The organism is Fibrobacter sp. (genome assembly GCA_024399065.1).
GTDB lineage: Bacteria > Fibrobacterota > Fibrobacteria > Fibrobacterales > Fibrobacteraceae > Fibrobacter.
Map to the genome: position 1 here is coordinate 105,106 of JAKSIB010000003.1, position 20,831 is coordinate 125,936.

The window sequence follows — 20,831 nt, forward strand, 5'->3', positions numbered from 1 at the left end:
ATTAGATGGCTTTAGATTTAGGAATGAATTTGGCCCAGGGCCAACGATTGGAGCAGACGCTGTCGCCGCAGCTTCTGCAGTCCATCAATATTCTTCAAAAGACATCTTTGGAAATTGAAACCGCCATCAAGGAAGAAGTGGAAAGCAATCCTCTTCTGGAACTGGACGATAGCGTTCCTGAAGAAGAACGCGAAGTACGCGACGAGGAACTTCCGGAGTCGGGTGCAGAACTTGTGAACGACGCAGGCTCCGACTACGATCCAGACAATAGCTTTGACAACGGTTCCCTGGACGATAGCGCCTTGATGGACCGCGGCATGCTTGACGACCCTAACGCAGGCGACTTGAATTACGAGCGTTACCTCGGTGACGGTTCCTCCGACGAAGACGCGCCCTTCAAGGATTTGAACGCCGCCTCGAAGGATGCCGACGAGGAATGGGACCGCCCCATCAAGGATAACGGAAAGAGCCTGCAGGAACAGTTGCGTGATCAGCTGATGCTCTGGTCCGGTACCCGCGAATTGCTTGAACAGCTTAAGGAAAGCGGCTGTACCGAAAAGCGTTTCCGCGCCCTGGTGGAGTACCTGATTGACTCTGTCAGCGAAGAAGGTTTCCTGCTGGGCGGCGATGCGGAACATGCTCCCGTCAGCGAATCTTCCGACGAGTACATCAACGAAATCGAGAAGATGATCCGCCGCGAGATTCCTCTTGAGGAAACCAGCGTGCCTGTGCGCGAAGCGGTCCATGTGCTGCAGGGCTTCAACCCCCGCGGTATCGGTGCCCGCGATCAGCGTGAATGTTTCCTGATCCAGGCTTACGCAATCCCCAAGTTCCCTGAGCTGGGAATCAAGATTCTTGAAAACTGCTACGAGGACTTGCTCGCCTTGCGTTACGCAAAAATCGGCAAGACTCTTGGCGCCTCCACCGAAGACGTACAGAAGGCTGTGGCCAGCTTTGCAAAGCTGAATCCCCATCCGGGTTTCCAGCTTTCCAACGCCCGCGTGCAGACCATTGCCGCCGACATGAAGATTGTGGAAAAGCGTGGAAAGTTCGATGTGGAAGTGACCCGCTCCTCCACCCAGAAGCGCCTCCGCATCAATCAGACCTACAAGTCCATTCTCGACGACAAGAGCGCATCCAAGGATGCCCGCGATTTCGTGAAGACCCACCTGAACAAGGCGGTGGAATTCATGAAGTCCCTGGACAACCGCTACTCCACCATGGAGCTTGTTATGCGCGCCATTCTCAAGCGTCAGAAGGAATTCTTTACCCAGGGTCCGGCGTTCCTCAAGCCCATGATTCTGCAGGACATTGCAGACGACGTAAAGCGTGACGTTAGCACTGTGAACCGCGTGACCAACGGTAAGTACGTGGATACTCCCTACGGCGTCTACGAACTCAAGCGTTTCTTCACCTCAGGTGTGAAGCAGGGCGCATCTCCCGATGCAGAGGAAGTGGGTTCCGCACAAATTCTCGACGCCATGAAGAAGATGATCGACGAAGAGGACAAGAAGAAGCCGCTTTCCGATCAGGCTATTTCAGACAAACTTGCAGAAATGGGGATGAAGGTTGCCCGCCGTACCGTTGCGAAGTACCGCGAGAACTCCCTTCACATCCTCACCGCAAGCCAGCGCAAGCAAATTAAATAAAGTTTCTTTCTGTCATTGCGAGCCCGTAGGGCGTGGCAATCGAAGCTCTGTTTACCTCAGCGTTTATGAGATGCAAAGGGGTTATCACACGTCCACATAGTGGATAATTCTCACTAAGGGCTAAAGCCCTAAGTGTTCATTTACCTTTGGAATCCCCACTCACAAAAGTCCGCTAACACGGACTTTTTCTCGTGTTTGAGGGGCTGCAACACACTTAGGAACTTGTTCCTTAGTGTGGCTGGTCCCCAAAAGGGGACGAGTAAACCCGCTCCTCAAGGGGCCCCTGCCCCTAGTTTGCAAAAGCAATACTAACCTGTGGTAATGTTCTGACCTGCTTGCGGGTGGCCAGGGATGGGGAGGGTGCAGGGAGGGGCCCGGGCGGCCTTCGCAACTTTGAGCTGGGGCCCCTCCCGCATAAAAAACGTTTTTTAATTTTTTGAAAATTTTTGTTCCAACTTGGAATATGGTTTTTACCAAAAAAACAGCCAAGGGTGTTTTTTCCTGGAAAAAAGATGTATATACTCTAAACGTGAGACAACGAAATGTCTCGCCGATATTCACTTTTTTCTACGGAGGTTTAACAATGGATATTCAGTTTTCTGCTCGTCATTTTAATGCATCTGCTGGTCTTCAGGATCGTATCCAGGAAGAAATGGACAAACTCGCCAAGTTCTATCCGAACATTACCAGCGCCTCCGTCGTTTTGGACCATGAAGTAGAACATCAGCGTCACTGCGAAATCACCGTGAACATTACCGGTTCCCAGGTTGTCGCTTCCGCCGATGAAGAAAACATGGGCAAGGCTGTTGATGTTGCTCTTGATCGCGTTAAAATCCAGCTCAAGAAGGCAAACGACAAGCAGAATGACCATCGAGCACAGCCCGTATCTGATGTTGTTTAATTCGGTCTCTCCAAAAATTGTATAATTTTGGAATATGGCTGAATCAAGATTGAAAGATATTAAGATCCTGCACAGGGAACGCTTCCTTGTGCGGGACTTTTTTTGTCGTTACGGAAAAGACCTGCAGATGGCCAACCACTCTGCAGAAGAATGTTTAGATACTCCCATTGCCGAAAGTGGTATTCATCGCCCGGGCCTCGCCATGGCCGGATACACATCGGTTTATAGTTCCCAGCAGATTCAGGTTGTGGGCCATACGGAATGGAACTACCTGGAATCCATCGGCTCCCAGGGCCGCGCCAAGGTTTTCGAGAACTTGTCTGTGTTCAAGGCCCCCATGTGGGTGGTGACTCACGCCCAGCAGCCTCACAGGGAACTTCGCGACATGTGCGAGAAGAAGGGTATCCCCCTGTTCTCCACCACGCTCCATACTTATGAATTTGTCAAGCTTGCCCAGCGAATTCTCGAAGAGTTTTTCGCTCCCCATGCCATTATCCACGGAAGCCTTGTGGACGTGTACGGCATCGGTATGCTGTTCGTAGGCGACAGCAATGTGGGTAAGTCCGAATGTGTGCTGGACCTTGTGGAAAGTGGCCACCGTATGGTCGCCGACGACGTGGTCCATATCAGCAACGTGGGCAAGTCCATTATCGGACGCCCGGACCCGCTGATCAAGCATCACATGGAAATCCGCGGCGTTGGCATTCTGGATATCCGCTCCATGTTTGGTATCCATGCTATCCGCAAGCAGAAGAAGATTGAAACCATCGTGGAACTGCAGCAGTGGCGCCAGGATGGCGGTTACGACCGTACGGGTCTCAACGAACAGGAAGAAGTCGTCATGGGCATCAAGATTCCCAAGGTGGTGATTCCTGTGGCCCCGGGTAAGAACCTGACGGTGATTTCCGAAGTCATCGCCATGAATACCTTGATGAAAATGAATGGCCAGAACGTGGCCGAGGACTTCAACGAAGCCCTAATGCAGAAGATTAAGGCCAAGGCCAAGGGCGAATTCGTGGATGATTTACTAGATTTCGATCCACAGAACTGGTCCTACTATGAATAGATTCGTCAGGCTTGTTAAAGAAAACGTGATTCCCTCGATAGTGTTTACCATTATCGCGGTGTCCTGCATTTTGGCCTGGTACACTCTTCATCCGGCTAGCCCCTACCACAGCAGATATTCCTTTGTGGTGGCCTACGATGCCATCGGTACCCTTTCCCCGGGCAACCGTGTGGAGGTCCGCGGTATTTCCAAGGGCGAAATCACCAAGGTGGAGTTGACAGAGGATGCGGTTTACGTGACTGCACGAGTCCTTGCCGATACCAAGATTCCGGTGAACTCCGAATTCCGCCTGATCAACTCCGGCTTGATGGGCGAACGTGAAATGTGCGTTCTGACCGGCGATAGTCCGATCATGGTCAATGACGGTGATACCTTGAAGGGTCATTACGACGAAGGTACTTCCGGCGTGGTGAAGAGCCTCCTTGCCGCCTTGGACGATTTGGACGAAGTTCTCGATACTTTGTACGCTTTTGTAGACTCTGTTACCGAAGGTTCCACGGGTCAGCAAATCAAGCGCATCATCAAGAAGGGTGACCGCCTGGTTCGAGTGGGCAAGTCTGATATCAAGTCCTGGATTGGGGAGGCTACCCAGTTGTTCGACCAGCTGGATGGCGCCCTGGAGAAGACAAAGACCATCTTGACTGCAGCGGTAGACCAGGGTAAGCTGAGGGTTGAAGATGCCCAGAACCTGATTACCCGTGCGGATGCTCTCCTGAAGCGCCTGGGTGTGGCGAAGAACCAGAGCCAGAATTTGTTCGATGACCTTTCCAAACAAGATAATACGGCGGCATTGATCCTCGCCGACGATAGCAAGTTCCTCAAGGAAGTGGACAAAATAATCCTTGATGCCAGCAATTTGGTGGCCGATGTCAAGAAGCAGGGCATCCGAGTCAACATCGATTTTGATTTTTTTAGAAAATAATTTACCCTTTTGTAAAAAAAAGATTAGTTTCACTCTATTAGTAGATGATAGAGCCACTCACAACCAAGGAGCATTACCATGGCTGAAAAGAAACCTGTAAAAATGAGCGACGCTGACCTCAAGTTTTTTGAAGATATGCTTATTGAAAAACGTCGTGAGCTGGTGACGGCCCAGACGGAATCCGACAAGGCTGAAACTTTCAAGAGCCAGATGCAGGCTGGCGATGGTGGCGAATCCAATAGCGCCGACCTTGCTACTGACTACAATGCCCTGGAAACCAACTTTGAACTTGCTGCCCGCGAAGGCAAGTACCTTGTCTATCTTGAAGAAGCTCTCAAGCGCATCAAGAAGGGTACCTTCGGTATTTGCAAGGTTTGTGGCGAACTTATTCCCAAGCCCCGCCTGATGGCAGTGCCCACCGCTACCAAGTGCGTGAACTGCAAGGAAGAAACCAAGCGTAAGGAACGCGAAGATAGCCGTTTGGAAATGGCCCGTTTGTTGGCAGAAGAACAGCGTCGCGAACTGATGGCACGCGCTAAGAAGTAACAAGAACCGAATTTAGGGTGAGCTGCCGGGAGTGTGCAGCGAAAAAGACCTCGGATCGAATCCGGGGTCTTTTTTTTGGTGCGCGGGAGTGGCCCGCAAATTACATGGCGAAGAACGCAAATTACATGGCGAAGAACGCGTCGGCCAGCTTTGCGCGGAAGGCGTGGATGCGGTCGGCGTTGGGTTCGCGATGGGGGTAGGTGAAGTTGCTGAGGAGCACTACGGCGGCGCCCTTGTCGGGATCGGCCACGATGCTTGCGCCAGTGAATCCTGTTTTGCCGAAAGTCCGGGGGGAGACCTTGGTTCCCATGAACTTGGGTGCGTTCAGTTCCCAGCCCAGGGCGGTACAGTCGCCTGCTGCGCCTGCGGGGCAGCTGCCGTAGGCGGGATTGGTAAAGGCGTTGGTGCTTGCTAGCTTGAGGATGCCGGCAGGAGCGATGCGGGCGACTCCGTTTGGTGCGCCACTGTTTTGAACGTTGCCATGTACGTCTACGCCGTCGTTCAGCATCATCTGCACGAAGTTCAGCAGGTCGGGAACGCAGCTGAACATGCCTGCGCTTCCTACGGGGAAAAGCTTTCGCAGTACCCAGGCGCTTTCGTCGTGAATTTCACCTTGGATCTCCCTGCCGCGGAAACTGCAGATTTCCGTAGGAGATATCTGGTCCTTCGGGATGGGGTTCTCGGGGCGCGTCAGCGGGTCCCATCCGGAGCGGGTCATCTTCAGCGGCCTAAAGAAACGTTCCGCCCCCTGTTCCTGCAGGGACTTTCCCGTAAGGCGACACAGGATCATGCCCAGCAGCACGCTGGCAGGGTTTCCGTAATTGAACTGGGCACCAGGCGCTGCCGCAAACTGGTACTTGTAAAGCGCGTCAAGAATTCCCTCGGGCGGAAGCTCCCTCAAGGTCTTCATGGGAACGCGGTAATCCAGGCTGTGTGTCAGCAGATGGAATACGCGGATGTCTTCGCGATAATTTGTCTGTAACTCAGGAATGAAATCTACAACTTTCGCATCCACAGAGAGTTTTCCCTCGAGAATGTAACTGAGGGCGAGGGTCGATGTGGGACAAACCTTTGTCAGCGATGCAATGTCAAAGACCGTGTTTTGCTCGGTGTTCAGGGTGACGATTTGCTGGCTGCCATCGCTAAGGATGAAGCCTGCCACGGCCTTGTTGAATACACCTTCGTTTTCGGCCTGCCTTAAAAGACGTTGAATTTCTTCTGCCATGAATTTCATGTTCTGAAAATAGAAATCTTTTTTGTAATATCTTATATTTATCCTCAAAGGTTTAGGAATAACGATAGGTACTGTGGTTATGCGTGTAGAACGAAAAATAAAAGGCGATAATGTCTGGCTTCAGTATGTTGCCTTGGTGCTTTTCTTCTTTTTCAGCATAGTCGCCGTTTCTGTCTACTTCTTTAATTCCTTCCTGAATCTCGCCAACGAGGAAATCACCCGATCCGGGATGGCTGCGGCAGAGAAGGACGCGGAAATCGTCAACAACATTTTGGACGATGGCAAAAGTAGCCTGCTGCTGGTGCAGCGTTTGACTGAAAGAATCCTTAAGGACGACATGCCCCTTTCTGAAGTGGAGGCATTGTTTGTTACAGAATCTGAACGTTACAAGACCCAGCGTGAATCTGAATACTTTGGAATTTACGGCTATGTCAATGGAACGTACATTGATGGTGACCATAAGAATCCTTCAAAGGATTTCAAGGCTCAGGATACGCCCTGGTTCAAGAGTGCCGTTCGAGCAAGAACCGACGAACCCCAGATTATTGCCTTTGGCGATGCAAGCGATGGCCAGCGTGTGGTCGCTATTTGCAAGGCGTTCAATAATAAGCAGGATGTGGTTTCACTAAGCATTCCGCTGAAGAGGATTAGAAGCTATTCAAAGTCCTTGAGCAATGCCGAAAAGAAATGGCTGCTGATGGACCTGGCCGGAAATATCATTGATCACCATGTTGATTTGGAAGTGGGCCAGAATTATTTGTCCGACGCCTATTGGGGTACGGAAAAGGAAAACCTTGCCCGTAAGGTAACCCGAGCTAGAAGCGGCATGGTCAATGTGATTTATGAGGGCAAGGAATCTTACGCTTTTGTCGCGCCTCTTGAAAACGAGTGGCTGTTGGTGTCGTTCCTGGATAAGGCTTCTGCAACAGAAAGCGTGCGCTGGCTTATGGTTCGCAACGTCATGGTGGTTGTTTCCCTGTTGCTGATCGTTGTTGTTATTTGTGGTTTGACCTTCCTTAGGCATCGTAAAATCTCGAAGATCATCAAGGCAAAGCGTGTTATCCAGAAGAAGATGAACCATGAGATGCTGGCTTCGATCAATGGCATTCTTGGAATGAACTCCGTGGTGATGAAGAGTATTCGTGATGAAAGTACGCGAGTGTTTTCGGAAAGTATCGGTTCTGCAATGCAGGATCTGCATGCCTTGATTAGCGATGCCAACGACTTTTCCTTTATTGAAAGAGGCAACTCGAAGTCTGTGTCGGAAGGCTATGAACTTTTCACGTTGATTTCCGACTGCTACAACAATGTCATGCTCAAGGCCAAGCTGAAGAACTTGCAGGTGTCGCTGGAATGCGATCCGGAACTTCCTTCAAGCTTGTGGGGCGACGTTAAGCGACTTCGCCAGACCCTCTACAATCTTTTGACGGATGCGGTCAAGAGAACTGAATCGGGTGGCATATTGATTTCCGTAGGTTTCGACAAGTCCCCGAAGGTCCTGGGCGCTTCCGACAGCAGCATCGTGCTGAAAATCGCTATCAGAGATACGGGCGAGTCCTTGAACTTTGATCAACTTGTCGATGACAACTGGGACAATGCCAGCGCAGAACTCTGCATCGCTAAAATGCTCTTGACGGCATGCGGTGGCGACCTTGTGGTGAAGAGCCGCTATGGGGAAAGTACTACCTTCATGGTGTCCTTGCCTCAGGTGGTTTTGAATGTGGAACCGATGGGTGACTTCTTTGTCCGTTACAATGTGTCTCTCATTGAAAAGGAAACCTTCGACACTTTGTTTGCCCCGTCCGCAAGAATCCTTGTGGTTGATGACGTGGACATCAACTTGAAAGTGGTGGCGGGTCTTTTGAAAACGTCCAAGATCCAGGTGGATATGGCGGTGAGCGCAACGCAGTGCCTGGAACTTGTGGCCATTCGACATTACGACCTGATTTTGCTGGACTATTCCTTGCCGGTCATGGATGGTATCAAAACCTTTGAGCGAATGAAGAAAATCGAGAATTCCCCCAACAAGGATACTCCGGTTATTATTGCGACGGCAAAAACTATCGAGTTCAGCGACTCCTATTTGAAGCTGGGCTTGACGGACTTTATCGTGAAACCGTACCAGGAACAGGACTTGATGAGGATTCTTGCCTGGTACCTTCCCAAGAACCTTATCCTGACTGGTGATGACTTGCTGGAATTCCCGCAGAGAAAGAATTCGGGAAAATCTTCTACAAAGAAATCCCAGGAGCGATTTGAAAACGAAACCGAGGAACTGGAGTTCCATTCTGTTTTGACTCCCGAAGAAAAACTGTTTGTATTCGACGATGTTCTGAACGTGAAAATGGGATTGGAATATTTCTCCCATGATGTACGTTGCTATTGCGAAGTCCTTCAGGAATTTGTTCGTGATAACAAGGCTGAAAATTTCAAGAAGTTGTATGCGGCGGAGGACTGGGAAAACTATCTGGTTCTAATCCATTCCACAAGAAATGTCGCCTATGCCATTGGCGCTGATGACTTGTCCCGAATGGCCCAGAGTATTGAGTCTGCTTGCAAGGATCTTAAGTACGACGAAGTGGCAAATCTTCACGCGGGCTTTGTGAACTTGTACGAAGAAAACGTTGAAAAGATAAAGAAGGGCTTGTCTGAATATGAAAGTTAGTGTTGGCAGAAAAGATAGTCCCTTGACTAAAGATCGTGCTGAGGAGTCTACAAATTACAGATTTTCCTCCAGTATGAGTAACGAGTTCCGCGTTCTCATAAATGAAATTCTCGGCTTGAACGCAATGCTGATCAAGGAATGCGATAAGCCGGAATTGAAGGGGTATGCGAGCAACATACAGAACACTGGTCGCAGCCTCCTTTCTCTTGTTAACGACGTGATGGACTTTTCAAAGATTGAATCTGGGGAAATGGAGTTTGCTCCCGTCACTTATGATTCGTTTTTGATGTTGAATGAAGACTACGACTTGTTCGCCGCCCGAGCCCAGGATAAGAATCTTGACTTTGTTTTCAAGGTGGATTCCAATCTTCCCATGGAACTTTATGGCGACGAGAAACGAATCCGCCAGATTATAAGCAACTTGCTGTTCTATTCCATCAAGTACACGAAAAGAGGAAACGTATCTCTTGAAGTCACTTTTGAACGAGTTGCTGACGGTCCCCGTGATTCCATTGAATTGATTATCGTCGTGAAGGATACAGGTGACGGCATTCCTGAAGTGGCCATGGAGCACCTGTTTGATATTTCTGAACGAATCGAACAGCAGCGCGATGTGGAAAGCGTTGACCTTGCCTTGAACCTGACGAAGCGTTTGGTGGATCTGCAGTGCGGTTCCCTGGAAGTGGATAGTACTTTCGGAAGGGGTACGACGTTCAAAATATCCATTCCCCAAATGGTGAAAAAGGAATCACCCATTGGAGACTTCTTTACCCGAAGAAAGAACTACGTTTCGTCCATTGAAGTGGTGAAGAATAAGTTCCGTGCTCCCAACGTGAATATTCTTGTGGCAGATGAATTGCCCATGAACTTGCGTGTGGTGAAGGGCTTCTTGAAGGATACCGGCATCACCGTGGACGAGGTTTCCAATGGAATGGAAGCCCTTGAAAAAATCAAGCGCAAGCATTACCACATTATTTTCCTGGACAAGGAAATGCCGGTCATGAACGGTGAAGAGGCTTTTGATATCATGAAGTCTCTCACGGGAAATCCGAATATGGAAACCCCTGTGGTCTTGCTCATGTCCGACGACTCTGTGCAACCGGAGTTCTACAAAAAGGCCGGTTTTGCGGACTGCATGCAGAAACCTGTTCGTGAAGAGGCTCTATTTGCAATTCTTAACAGGTTGATTCCTTCGAACCTTGTGGAATCAAAGGCTGAACTGGGTAGTGGTGCCAAGCTTTCGGTAACTCCTGAAGATGGCGTGTCGGTACAAAAGAATGAGCCTAAGGAAATTGATGCAAAGACGCTGATAGCCTTGATTCAAGACTCAAAGATTCCGTCGGACTTGCTTAAGCTTTCTGCATCGGGTTTCATTGATGTTAACGTAGGCTTGAATTTCTGCAAGAATGACGAGGAACTGTACCGTAATCTGTTGGTGGATTTCCAAAAGCTGAACAGGGGAAATTCTCTTGAAGCTGCCATGGATAATGAGGACTTCGAACTTTATCGAATCGAAATGAGGTCCCTGAAAAGTGCCGCCCTGACTATTGGCGCAATCGATGTGGCAAGCCGTGCGAAGGCAATGGAATTCGCCTGCAAGGATGGCCACTACGATTACGTGCAGATGCATCACCAGGATTTTATTCGCGAATACAATCACTTGATTAACGCGTTAACCGAAATTCTTTAAGAGGATATTGTGGAAGAGCAGATTGATGTCCTGAATCCGGATGGAACTTTTGCGGGTTATGCTCGCGGAAGAACCGAAGTTCACGCCAAGGGCCTCTGGCACCGCACCGTGCATATCTGGGCCTTCGACAAGGATGACAGAATCCTGTTCCAGTTGCGCGCCCGCGTGAAGGAGAATAATCCGGGACTTTTGGACACCAGTTGCGCCGGCCATATTTCCGCTGGTGATGATAGCCGCAATGCAGCCGTCCGTGAACTCCGTGAGGAACTTGGCGTGGTGAAAAACGCCGATGATCTGGAATATCTCTTCGAGTCCACCCATGAAAGCGTTTTGAATGGCGGCGAATATCTGGACAATGAATATTATGACGTTTATCGAATTCGTTTGTCCGATGAGGAAGCTGCTGCTTTGGTGCCGCAGCCTGGTGAAGTTGATGATTTCGTGTGGATGACCCGCCAGGAATTTTTTGCCAAGCACAAACTTGATCCTGGTAAATTCGTGGACCATCCCAAGGATTTTAACTGGCTATTGGCCTTGTAGGTAAAATATGTCCAAGGCTATTACCGGTCACCGCTATCGTCATTACAAAAAGGAAACCATGGTCTACACGGTGGTGGAGGCCAACGCCCTGGATTGCGAGGATGTGAAGCCCCTGGTGATTTACCGCAGTGAGGTAATTTTGCCCGATGGAACGGTGGCAGACCGCTTTACCGAAATAGATTTGTTATAATTGGTGCTGGTGTTTTGGGGTTGTTAAGTGGGTTTTTAATGATCAGTACTTTTAACCTGGCGTCTGTGTACGTGGCGAATGTTATCGGCGCGTTCCTGTTGATTATCTTGATGGCGACCAATGTGTGGCGCTTGCGTGAACGCAGCGAGGAAAACCGTTGCCTTATGGTCATGATGGTCCTCGCCTTTACCAATTGCCTGATCGATCCGGTATCCTACTCCCTCGATGGCCACCCGGGTGCATTGAATAGGTTCCTTGTTACTTTTGGAAACGCCTGGTTGTATATCGCTCTTATGATGGCTGCGGAATTCTGGGTGCATTTTGTAGAAGTCCATCTGAATGGCTCCATTTCCAAGCGTCATTTGTGGACGCTTAAGGCGTTTGTTATTGTGGGTGCGGCCTTGATGGTTGTGAACTTCTTTGTTCCCATCGTGTTTGAAGTGGATGCCAATAATGTGTACCATCGTAAAAGCTTGTTCTTCTACTATGTTGCGGTAGACTACCTGTTCGTGATGGATTCTTTGGTGTCCTATCTTCACAGCAAGTACCGTGGTGGTTCCCTCAAGTTCTTCCCGATATGGGTGTATATCTTGCCTGTTTTTGCAGGCGGCGTCGCACAGACTTTGTTCTACGGTGTGTCGGTTTCCTATGTTAGCCTGGCTGTAGCTGTGGCAGGCGTTCTTGCCAGCTTGCAGAACGAACGGATTTTCAGGGATTCCCTGACCGGCCTGTACAACCGTGCCTATCTTGATTACCTCCTGAAAAAATATTCCCGTCGTAAGAAGAATCTGGTTTCTGGCATCATGCTGGACCTGAATGACTTTAAACGCATCAATGATGAATTTGGCCACGCTGTGGGTGATGAAGCCTTGATCAACGCCGCTTCCATATTGAAGAAGGTGGTGGGCGAATTGGGACTTGTGATCCGCTATGCCGGTGACGAGTTCATCATTTTCGTCAATAGCCAGGACGATGCTGTTATTGAGGATGTTATGAATCGCGCAAGAGCCGCCCTGAGAAAATTCAATGAAGTTTCTGGTGCGGTTTATGTGCTGTCTGCGGCCATGGGTTCTTGCAAGCTGGATTTCTCTGAAATGCGTGTGGATGCATTCATCAACGAAATCGACCGCCGCATGTACGAAGAAAAGAGGGACTACTACGCGGAAAACATTAGCATGGACCGTCGCAAACGCTAGCCATGGTCGTGGTATAGATTTTATCTATTACCAATGATAAATTTTTCCTTGTATTAGGGGTGATTTTTGTAAAGGTAGGTTGATAAACCTGCCTTTTTTTTGCCCTAGCTATAGGAACTAGCTATATTTACGTCATAAAAACACTACAGCATGTCATTGCGAGCGACAACGTCGCGAAGCAATCGAAACTTTTTAAACCAGAGGAATCATCAAAATGGCAAATCTCGAAACATTGTGCGTTCAGGCTGGCTGGACCCCGAAAAAGGGCGAACCCCGCGTTCTCCCCATTTACCAGAGCACCACTTTCAAGTACGACACTTCCGCCCAGATGGCTGACCTGTTCGACTTGAAGGAATCCGGCTACTTCTACACTCGTCTCCAGAACCCCACCAACGACGCTGTGGCTTCCAAGATCGCCCAGCTGGAAGGTGGCGTAGGTGCCATGCTCACTTCCTCCGGTCAGGCTGCAAACTTCTACGCAGTGTTCAACATCTGCGAAGCTGGCGACCACTTCATTTCCACTTCCGCAATTTACGGCGGTACCAGCAACCTCTTCAGCGTTACCATGAAGAAGCTGGGCATCGAATGCACCTTCATTGACCAGGATGCTTCCGACGAAGAAATCGAGAAGGCTTTCCGCCCCAACACCAAGTGCGTCTTCGGTGAAACTGTTGCAAATCCGGCTGGCAAGATTCTTGACCTGAAGCGCTTTGCAGATTTGGCTCACAAGCATGGCGTTCCCATGATTGTGGACAACACTTTCCCCACTCCGATCCTCTGCCGTCCTTTTGAATTCGGCGTGGACATCGTGACCCACTCCACCACCAAGTATATGGACGGTCATGCCATGGCTGTGGGTGGCGCAGTGGTCGATAGCGGCAATTTCGACTGGGAAGCCCATCACGACAAGTTCCCGGGCCTCACCGAACCGGATCCGTCTTACCACGGCCTTCGCTACACCGAAGCCTTCGGCAAGCTCTGCTACATCACCAAGGCTACCGTGCAGCTCATGCGCGACCTGGGTTCCATCCAGTCTCCGCAGAATGCATTCCTCCTGAACGTTGGTCTTGAAACCTTGTTCCTCCGCATGCCCCGTCATTGCGAAAACGCTCTCGCTGCTGCCAAGTGGCTGAAGAAGCACCCGAAGGTTGCATGGGTTGACTACGCAGGTCTCGAGGACAACGCTTCCTACGCTTTGGCCCAGAAGCAGTTCAAGGGCGGCCTGCCCTGCGGCGTGCTCACCTTCGGTATCAAGGGTGGCCGCGACAAGTCCATCCAGTTCATGGATGCACTGAAGCTGATCTGCATCGTGACCCATGTGGCCGACGCCCGCAGCTGCGTGCTGCACCCGGCAAGCCACACTCACCGCCAGCTCTCCGACGAACAGCTCATCGAAGCAGGCGTTGCACCTGACCTGATCCGCTTCAGCGTCGGTATCGAAAATATCGAAGACATCATTGCCGACCTGGAACAGGCTCTGGCACAGGTTTAGACTCGAGGCTCCAGGCTCGAGGTTCGAGCACAAAAAGACCCGCGACGTTCGTCGCGGGCCTTCTTTTTCTCTCTCAGTATTTAAGGTATATCTTAGTTGTTGGGTTTTCCTTCACCGTACCAACCGATACTTATGATGTCGAATTTGGCTTCGGTGCCGCTTTTGTCGCTGAACTTGATGTTGATGCTTGTAACATTCTTCAATATTTCTTCCCAAGGCTGTTTAATACCCCAGCCATCTTGCCTAAAGTTCGTTGAGTCTACGTCATAACAGATTTGTTTTCCAGAGGATGATTTCTGCAAGCCCTTTTTAGGAACGTCGAAACCGAGACTATCCTTGGTATACTCGTCAGTGAAACCAAGTTGCAATTCAGCGGAAATATCGGAAGAGTAATGGATGCAGATTTTGGTCCAACCAGTGATGTCTCCGGATTGAACATTGCCTTTCTCGTCTTCGCCAACCAGGTTGAAACCTATGCCAACGAACGGGTCGTATGTCACAGTTCCCTTGTCGAAGTGGGCTGTACCGCATACGCCCATACAGTAGTCAATAATGTTGTCCATGGCGTCTTTATGGTAGTCGTTTCCCTTTGCTGCAGGCCATTCGATATAGGATTTTCCTCCATCTACGTTATCGTTGTATTCGTACCAGTAGCCGCTTGTTTTGGTTCCGTTGTCCATGCCTGTGTCAATCTTGTAGCCTTCGTCAGCATCCCATTTGTGATCGCCTAGAGTTGTAAATGCGCAACCCATCAATGTCTTGGTCTTGCAACCGATGACAGGAGGAATGTAAATGGAGGAACTGCTGACTTCGGGTTTAAAAGCAGAGGAGCTGCTGCTGCCCGGCACCTGGGAGTCGCTGCTGCCGAGTGGTCCGGATTCGCTGCTGGAAGGTTCCTGGCTGTCGGAGGAGATGTTGTTGTCGGCGATAACGCCGTCTTCGTCAATGCTGACGCCGGCTCCCTGGGTGGGGCTAGTGTCGCCGCAAGCGGAGAAAACACCTGCCATGGCTATGGCGGAAAGTGTGGTTATTGTTTTGAAGTTGATGCTTTTCATGGTGCTCTCCTCAGCGGTTGGAACCGCGGTTGTTTAAATTTTTTGTTAGCGCGAATACTTGCATATTCACGCGGAAAACTTTTTCTACTTCCTGGGGCCTTGATGCGATAGCTGCGATGCGCTTGCGGCATTGGTCCAGTTCTTCAAGGATTTCGCCGTAGGCGCTTTCGGACACGCCCAAGGTGAGACCTGTAAACTTTCGTTCGTTGATGGGATCGTTCTCGAGAGATTCCAGGGCGAACGTTCCCATTTGACGGTGCATGTTGCGGATTGCTAACGGAACCATTTCGCCTTTTCCGGAACTCAGTACCTTGTCGGTCTGGCGGTAGTTCCCGTTTTCATCTTTTTGCAACAAGCCTGCCTTGGTGAGGAACTGGAGAGTCTCAGTCACTTCGGCTGCGGTAATTTTCGGTTTGCAAGCGTGGGCGATTTCCAAAGGCTTTGCGCCGGGCATTGCAGGGGCCACTTCGCGGAGCACCGGATTTTTCCAGGAGTCGAAGTAGGCGAATTCGTCGGCGCCAAGGATTTTAACCTTGAGGGCGTTTGCAATATTTTGCATGTTGTCAAATGCCTTTTTCTTGTCGTCGTCGGTCTTTGCGTTGGCGAAGGCGACCAGGGCGCAGAAGTAGGCCGCGTCGTGTTCCGTTAAACCGGTTGCGCTGGCGACTCGTTCTGCGGCTGCTGCGCTCAGGTTCTTTTTGCCTGTGCTTACATCTTTCAGGTACACGGGAGAGGAAAATCCGGCTTGAGCTGCAAAATCGCGCCAGGTGAATGCGGACTTTTGCTTTCGCTCCTCGTAGTACTCCTGAATGAACAGGCGATAATCTTTGTACTCTGTCACTTGCTTCATGGAAATGAATATAAACACAAAAAACAAAAAAGTCAATAGCTAGAGTACAAAAATTTAAAAATATTTGAAAAATTGTGGTGATTTTGCGTTTTTTTATTAAAAATCAAACATTTTAGAGTACAAAAGCGGCTGTGGACGCTAATGTTTTTTGTACTCAGCCATGATCATTCCGGTAACGATTGCTGCAGCCCCTGCGATGGCGACGGCAGAAATGTGCTCGCCGATGGTGAGTGCCGCCGTAATGATGGTAATGAGCGGCAGTGCGTAGATGTAATTGGAAGCAAGTACTGTTCCCAGCCTTTCCATTACCTTATTCCAGATCAGGTAACCGAAGAGATTGCTAAAAATGCAGAGACACAGGAAATTGCCGATGACTACGGGCTCCTTGAATGCATTCCAGGGAATGGGGTGGGCGACGAAATGTCCTTCGGCTTCGAGCCCGAAGTAGTCCAGCGCAAAAATAGGAAGGGATGTCAGGAATCCGTAGAAGAAGATTTTTCGAATGGCGAAAAGTGTAGAATACTTGCTGCGGACTTTTTCGGTACTGTAGGCGTAGACCGTCCAGGCTATGGCGGCGCAGAATGCCAGCATGTCGCCGACGGGAGAAAGCTTCAGGATGAATTTTCCGTTAAGCACCACCAGGATCATTCCCATAAAGGTGATGAGGGATCCTGCAATCTGCCGTGGTAAAAGCTTCTCGCGCTTGAAGATGAAAATGCCCACCAGCATGATCAACAGCGGGTTGGTACAGACGATGAGAGAAACGTTGCTGCTCTGGGATATGGTCAGTGCCGTATTTTCCGCCCAGAAATAAATGGTGCAGCCGGTGACGCCGCCCAATAAAAAGAACAGTTCGTCCTTCAGGGAGTTGGAGCGGAATCGGATGTGGCGAAGCCCTGCCAGAAAAAGCATGAGGTAGGTGGCTGCAAACCGGATGGTGAAAATCTGCACCGCGGAAAAACCGTGGTTAATCAGCACCTTGGTGCTTACAAAGCTGGTGCCCCAGAATACGATGGTGCAGATGGCTAGGATGTGCCAAATGGCCATGGATCCGGAGGAATTTTTTAAACCGATTTTCACGGACACAAATTTATGAAATAAAACCACCTTTTTTCTAACTTTCGGTAACACTTTTACTTCCCTGTGGTGTTTTACAGGTATGAATAGGCAAGATATTGCAGACAGAGCAGCTTTTTCCAAGGCTTACGAGACCTTCGCACCCATGGTGATGCGTCGTTGCCTCGCACTCCTGAAGGATGAGGCTGAGGCCAGCGATATGATGCAGAATGTTTTCCTGAGAACTTATTCCAACCGCAATACTCTGGACTTGTCCAGTCCTTCCAGCCTTCTGTGGAATACGGCTACCAGGCTATGCCTGAACCGCATTCGCGATAAGAAACGCCGCGGACTGAATGTGGACTGCAGCGAAATGCTTTTGCAGATTGCTGCCGCCGATGACGAGCTGGAGGCTTATGAATCTGCCGGTGTCCTCAGGAAAATTTTTGCCAGGGAGCCTGAATCTACCCGCACCATGGCTGTGTTGCATTATGTCGACAACATGACTTTAGAAGAGACCGCCGAAGCCGTTGGGCTTTCCGTTAGCGGCGTCCGTAAACGTCTCCGCACTTTGCAGGAGAAGGTCAAGAACTTGGAGGTAAAGTAATGAATTCCAGAAAGAATGGTCCTGTATCGGACTTCGAGATGGAGCGGTACCTGATTGGTGCTTTGCCCGAAAATAAAATGAAGGAACTTCGTGATCGCGAAGCTTCTGACGAAATTTTCGCTGCCCGCGTCGCTGCGCTCCGTGAACAGAATGAATCCATTTTGGCGGATCATCCTTTTGATGATCTGGCTGAGAGGTTGGGTCTTGTGGATGTGGTGGAAAATCGCCGCCCCTCCAACCTTTTTTTCTTGAAGGTGGCTGCAGCCTTGGTGATTGCCTTGGGAATTTTTTCCGCGGTAGCCTTCAGTGGCCGCAGCGAATTGGTGCAGATGGATGCAAGCCAGCAGGCTGCTGGCGCAGATGTGGCCATGGTTAGCGACGCTGATTATGGAACTCGCATTAAGGGCTTGCAATCCCGCATGGAAGTCTGGAAGAAGTCCGACGAGGGCGTGGTGCAGCTTGAAGAAATGGGCACAGCCAGCGAAGGTGACGAACTACAGCTTCGTTATGCGGTTCCTGAAAAGTGCTTTGGTATGCTGATCAGTATGGATGGTAACGGTGTGGTCACGGTTCATGTGGGCCAGGGCGCACAGGCAATTGCCTTGGAACCGGGCAAGATGAATACTTTGCCTTTCGCCTACCGTTTGGATAATGCTCCTCACTTCGAAAAGTTCTTCCTGCTTACTTCTAAGGAAGAATTCAGTGTGGATGAAAAGGAATTTGATAAGTCTTTGAAACAGCCGAACATTCAGGTAATTTCTTTTACCGTTCGTAAGCAGGCCAAGAATTAGGGGAGGAGAAAATGAATAAGACTTTGAGTAAGGTTTTTGATCACGTCATGGAATCTAGCCCGTGGACTAGCATGGTTTGCCTTTCTATTCTGGCTTTTGTCATGCTCTTTGCCATGGTGACCAACGCTCATGCTGCTACAGGTTCTGCGGGTAATGCGGTGCCTGATGTGGAAAAATCCATTGACCGTTATGTCATTGCCATTAGCGCTAACAATGGTGGTAAGGGTCGCCCCATGCTTCGTTATGCTGAAAGCGATGCCAAGGCTTTCGCCGCAGTGCTTAAGGAAATGGGTGGGGTTCCCCGCAATAACATTTTCCTGGTGCAGGAACCTAGCGTTAGCTACCTGGAAAATCATTTTGACAATCTCGATAAGATCATTAATCTGAAGAAGGGCCAGAGCGGTCGCGATGAAGTGCTGGTTTACTACAGCGGTCACGCCGATGAAAAGGGCCTGCGCCTGGGTAACGAGGTGTACCCCTGGACTGCACTGCGTAAGCGTGTAGACGAATTGGGCGCCGACGTGAAAATTGCTGTGATCGATGCCTGCGGTTCCGGCGCTATTACTCGCGCCAAGGGCGGCGTTGCAGTCCCTGCCTTCATGGTGGACCAGAGCAGCGATATGCGTGGCTATGCTTTTATCACCAGCAGCACTCAAGACGAATCCAGCCAGGAAAGCGATAAGCTTCGCGGAAGCTTCTTCACACATTCTCTGGTCAGCGGCCTCCGAGGCGCTGGCGATGCCAGTGGTGACGGAAAAGTGACTCTGTCCGAAGCCTACCAGTTTGCCTTTAACGAGACTTTGCAAAAGACAGAAGCTACCATGGGCGGCGCCCAGCATCCTAGCCGCGATATGAATCTGGCTGGCACTGGCGACGTGGTGATGACCGATTTGCGCAGCACCAGCGCAGGCCTGGATCTTGACGAAAACGTTGACGGTCGCCTGTTCATCCGCGACGCTCACGGCGAACTGCTTGCGGAATTGAATAAGAAGTCTGGCCATGCCATGAGTTTGGGCCTTCCTGCCGGCAAGTACACTATTCGCCTGGAACGCCCGGCAGAATTCAAGGAAGCTTCTATAGTGCTGGCCGAAGGCAAACGCGAAAAGTTGGGTGGCTATCAGTTTAAGGTTGCCTCTGCTGAAAAGACTGTTTCTCGTGGCTCCGCTCCTGCTGATAGCAATGCACTCTTCGAAGAAGGTTCCTCCATGGATTCCCTGGATCGCTATGGAAGAACTAAGGTGACTTTCAACGCCGTGGATCATGAAAAGAACCCGCGTAAGGGTGTACAGATTGGATTTTTCGTGACTGATGCTCGTGAAAATATGATTGGCACCCAGGTGAGCCTTATTGCCAATATCGCTCGAAAGGAATTCGCTGGAACCCAGATTTCTACGGGCATTAACGTAGCCAAGGATATTTCTGGTATTCAGGTGTCTGCTGGTGCAAACGTTGCCAGGGGAATGAGCGGTGGTCAGATTTCTACGGGTGTCAACGTAGCTAAGGATGCTACATTCCAGTTGGCCGAAATGAATTTTGCTGCAAAGTCCAATGTACAGCTTGGTGTAGGAAATATTTCTGATTACACGGATGTGGCTGTGGGTGTGATTAATGCGAACGCTCACTTGAATACGGCTCAGATTGGCGTATTCAATATCGGTGGCAAGGTTAAGGGTCGCCAGATTGGCGTGTTCAATGTCTGTGGCCACTGTGAAAAGACTCCTATCGGTTTGTTCAACTTTGTGGGCAACGGTGTATGGTCTACCACCATGGGTGTCGATGAAATGGGTAACACATCTATAGACCTGAAGTTGGGTACCGCAGCCTTCTATACCAGTTTTGAATTTGGTCGTCTTTTGGATCGGAAAAAGAAATTTGAATATGAAGACCGTTTCCTGTCTGGTTTAGGTTTGGGTACTCAGTTTGGACGCTACGGAACTCACCTCAGTTTGGATTACACATTCCTGAATACTTTTGAAATTGAGGATAAACATTTCAAGAGAAATTCCTTGGATTATGTGAAGGGTGAAACTTCATTCCATCATCGCTTGCGTCTTCACGGAACTTATGAATTCGTCAAGGGATTCGGTATGACCAGTGGTTTTTCCATGAATGTGGTGACCGAAGGTTACACTAGCGAAATCCAGTTGGAACCTCGTGGTGAATGGCATGGAAACTTCGAAGTGAAGGATCGAAAAGTGAGAGCTTGGCCCGGGGTATTTGCTGGTTTCACTTTTGGACGTTTCTAAAAAATTGTAAATAAAGTTTTCATTATAAACTAAGGAAGTCTGCCGACGCTAGTTTGGCAGATTTTTTGAATTTTAGGTGACATTTTCTAGTTGCCAAGGTGTTATACTGTTGTATTGAATGGGTGTTATTTTCTA

18 protein-coding genes are annotated in these 20,831 nt (G+C 49.8%); 14 read left to right on the top strand and 4 right to left on the bottom strand.

Going from position 1 to position 20,831, the window contains the following annotated elements; genetic code table 11:
• Positions 1 to 5: 5 nt before the first annotated feature.
• From rpoN to MJZ25_02425, 5 genes are all read left to right on the top strand, one after another.
• Positions 6 to 1,649: an RNA polymerase factor sigma-54 gene (gene rpoN, locus MJZ25_02405; GenBank protein MCQ2123015.1), complete on the top strand. Its 1,644-nt coding sequence runs from the start codon at positions 6 to 8 to the stop codon at positions 1,647 to 1,649.
• A 583-nt stretch (positions 1,650 to 2,232) separates the two neighbouring features.
• Positions 2,233 to 2,550, top strand: coding sequence for a ribosome-associated translation inhibitor RaiA (gene raiA / locus MJZ25_02410; protein MCQ2123016.1), 318 nt, complete (start codon positions 2,233 to 2,235; stop codon positions 2,548 to 2,550).
• 34 nt (positions 2,551 to 2,584) lie between these two features.
• Entirely contained in the window at positions 2,585 to 3,616 is a 1,032-nt protein-coding gene (gene hprK / locus MJZ25_02415; GenBank protein MCQ2123017.1) for an HPr(Ser) kinase/phosphatase, read from the top strand.
• On the top strand, positions 3,609 to 4,538 hold the full coding sequence (locus MJZ25_02420) for an MlaD family protein (GenBank protein MCQ2123018.1): 930 nt from the start codon (positions 3,609 to 3,611) through the stop codon (positions 4,536 to 4,538). The genes hprK and MJZ25_02420 overlap by 8 nt, the downstream gene beginning before the upstream one ends.
• A gap of 78 nt (positions 4,539 to 4,616) precedes the next feature.
• The gene (locus tag MJZ25_02425) at positions 4,617 to 5,084 is read left to right on the top strand and encodes a TraR/DksA C4-type zinc finger protein (GenBank protein MCQ2123019.1); all 468 of its coding nucleotides are present in this window, start codon (positions 4,617 to 4,619) and stop codon (positions 5,082 to 5,084) included.
• 121 nt (positions 5,085 to 5,205) lie between these two features.
• Here MJZ25_02425 and MJZ25_02430 read toward each other — a convergent pair whose 3' ends face one another.
• The gene (locus tag MJZ25_02430; protein ID MCQ2123020.1) at positions 5,206 to 6,318 is read right to left on the bottom strand and encodes a beta-lactamase family protein; all 1,113 of its coding nucleotides are present in this window, start codon (positions 6,316 to 6,318) and stop codon (positions 5,206 to 5,208) included.
• Positions 6,319 to 6,397: 79 nt separating this feature from the next.
• Between MJZ25_02430 and MJZ25_02435 the strand changes: the two genes are divergently transcribed.
• The 6 genes from MJZ25_02435 (at position 6,398) to MJZ25_02460 (ending at position 14,091) form a co-directional block, all read left to right on the top strand.
• Positions 6,398 to 8,983, top strand: coding sequence for a response regulator (locus MJZ25_02435; protein ID MCQ2123021.1), 2,586 nt, complete (start codon positions 6,398 to 6,400; stop codon positions 8,981 to 8,983).
• Complete coding sequence (locus MJZ25_02440; protein ID MCQ2123022.1) at positions 8,973 to 10,673, top strand: response regulator; 1,701 nt, start codon at positions 8,973 to 8,975, stop codon at positions 10,671 to 10,673. The genes MJZ25_02435 and MJZ25_02440 overlap by 11 nt, the downstream gene beginning before the upstream one ends.
• A gap of 9 nt (positions 10,674 to 10,682) precedes the next feature.
• Entirely contained in the window at positions 10,683 to 11,213 is a 531-nt protein-coding gene (locus MJZ25_02445; protein MCQ2123023.1) for an NUDIX domain-containing protein, read from the top strand.
• A gap of 7 nt (positions 11,214 to 11,220) precedes the next feature.
• Complete coding sequence (locus MJZ25_02450; GenBank protein ID MCQ2123024.1) at positions 11,221 to 11,403, top strand: hypothetical protein; 183 nt, start codon at positions 11,221 to 11,223, stop codon at positions 11,401 to 11,403.
• Positions 11,404 to 11,441: 38 nt separating this feature from the next.
• Complete coding sequence (locus MJZ25_02455) at positions 11,442 to 12,599, top strand: GGDEF domain-containing protein (protein MCQ2123025.1); 1,158 nt, start codon at positions 11,442 to 11,444, stop codon at positions 12,597 to 12,599.
• 214 nt (positions 12,600 to 12,813) lie between these two features.
• Positions 12,814 to 14,091 (top strand): O-acetylhomoserine aminocarboxypropyltransferase/cysteine synthase, encoded by a 1,278-nt coding sequence (locus MJZ25_02460; protein MCQ2123026.1) that lies wholly within the window; start codon positions 12,814 to 12,816, stop codon positions 14,089 to 14,091.
• Between the two features lie 92 nt (positions 14,092 to 14,183).
• On the opposite strand, the gene MJZ25_02465 is transcribed toward MJZ25_02460, so the two are convergent.
• From MJZ25_02465 to MJZ25_02475, 3 genes are all read right to left on the bottom strand, one after another.
• Positions 14,184 to 15,146: a hypothetical protein gene (locus MJZ25_02465; GenBank protein MCQ2123027.1), complete on the bottom strand. Its 963-nt coding sequence runs from the start codon at positions 15,144 to 15,146 to the stop codon at positions 14,184 to 14,186.
• A gap of 10 nt (positions 15,147 to 15,156) precedes the next feature.
• Positions 15,157 to 15,996 (bottom strand): TIGR02147 family protein, encoded by an 840-nt coding sequence (locus tag MJZ25_02470; GenBank protein ID MCQ2123028.1) that lies wholly within the window; start codon positions 15,994 to 15,996, stop codon positions 15,157 to 15,159.
• A 138-nt stretch (positions 15,997 to 16,134) separates the two neighbouring features.
• On the bottom strand, positions 16,135 to 17,076 hold the full coding sequence (locus MJZ25_02475; GenBank protein ID MCQ2123029.1) for a DMT family transporter: 942 nt from the start codon (positions 17,074 to 17,076) through the stop codon (positions 16,135 to 16,137).
• A 79-nt stretch (positions 17,077 to 17,155) separates the two neighbouring features.
• Here MJZ25_02475 and MJZ25_02480 point away from each other — a divergent pair, with 79 nt between their 5' ends.
• Genes MJZ25_02480 through MJZ25_02490 form a run of 3 tightly spaced genes read left to right on the top strand, consistent with a single transcriptional unit; the run spans position 17,156 to position 20,696 of the window.
• Positions 17,156 to 17,659: an RNA polymerase sigma factor gene (locus tag MJZ25_02480; protein MCQ2123030.1), complete on the top strand. Its 504-nt coding sequence runs from the start codon at positions 17,156 to 17,158 to the stop codon at positions 17,657 to 17,659.
• Complete coding sequence (locus tag MJZ25_02485; protein ID MCQ2123031.1) at positions 17,659 to 18,450, top strand: hypothetical protein; 792 nt, start codon at positions 17,659 to 17,661, stop codon at positions 18,448 to 18,450. Before MJZ25_02480 ends, MJZ25_02485 begins: the two co-directional genes overlap by 1 nt.
• Positions 18,451 to 18,461: 11 nt before the next feature.
• On the top strand, positions 18,462 to 20,696 hold the full coding sequence (locus tag MJZ25_02490) for a caspase family protein (GenBank protein MCQ2123032.1): 2,235 nt from the start codon (positions 18,462 to 18,464) through the stop codon (positions 20,694 to 20,696).
• Positions 20,697 to 20,831 lie beyond the last annotated feature (135 nt).

Coding starts and splice junctions, on each gene's coding strand:
- rpoN (MCQ2123015.1), top strand. CDS start 6: ATGGCTTTAGATTTAGGAATGAATTTGGCCCAGGGCCAACGATTGGAG.
- raiA (MCQ2123016.1), top strand. CDS start 2,233: ATGGATATTCAGTTTTCTGCTCGTCATTTTAATGCATCTGCTGGTCTT.
- hprK (MCQ2123017.1), top strand. CDS start 2,585: ATGGCTGAATCAAGATTGAAAGATATTAAGATCCTGCACAGGGAACGC.
- MJZ25_02420 (MCQ2123018.1), top strand. CDS start 3,609: ATGAATAGATTCGTCAGGCTTGTTAAAGAAAACGTGATTCCCTCGATA.
- MJZ25_02425 (MCQ2123019.1), top strand. CDS start 4,617: ATGGCTGAAAAGAAACCTGTAAAAATGAGCGACGCTGACCTCAAGTTT.
- MJZ25_02430 (MCQ2123020.1), bottom strand. CDS start 6,318: ATGAAATTCATGGCAGAAGAAATTCAACGTCTTTTAAGGCAGGCCGAA.
- MJZ25_02435 (MCQ2123021.1), top strand. CDS start 6,398: ATGCGTGTAGAACGAAAAATAAAAGGCGATAATGTCTGGCTTCAGTAT.
- MJZ25_02440 (MCQ2123022.1), top strand. CDS start 8,973: ATGAAAGTTAGTGTTGGCAGAAAAGATAGTCCCTTGACTAAAGATCGT.
- MJZ25_02450 (MCQ2123024.1), top strand. CDS start 11,221: ATGTCCAAGGCTATTACCGGTCACCGCTATCGTCATTACAAAAAGGAA.
- MJZ25_02455 (MCQ2123025.1), top strand. CDS start 11,442: ATGATCAGTACTTTTAACCTGGCGTCTGTGTACGTGGCGAATGTTATC.
- MJZ25_02460 (MCQ2123026.1), top strand. CDS start 12,814: ATGGCAAATCTCGAAACATTGTGCGTTCAGGCTGGCTGGACCCCGAAA.
- MJZ25_02465 (MCQ2123027.1), bottom strand. CDS start 15,146: ATGAAAAGCATCAACTTCAAAACAATAACCACACTTTCCGCCATAGCC.
- MJZ25_02470 (MCQ2123028.1), bottom strand. CDS start 15,996: ATGAAGCAAGTGACAGAGTACAAAGATTATCGCCTGTTCATTCAGGAG.
- MJZ25_02480 (MCQ2123030.1), top strand. CDS start 17,156: ATGAATAGGCAAGATATTGCAGACAGAGCAGCTTTTTCCAAGGCTTAC.
- MJZ25_02485 (MCQ2123031.1), top strand. CDS start 17,659: ATGAATTCCAGAAAGAATGGTCCTGTATCGGACTTCGAGATGGAGCGG.
- MJZ25_02490 (MCQ2123032.1), top strand. CDS start 18,462: ATGAATAAGACTTTGAGTAAGGTTTTTGATCACGTCATGGAATCTAGC.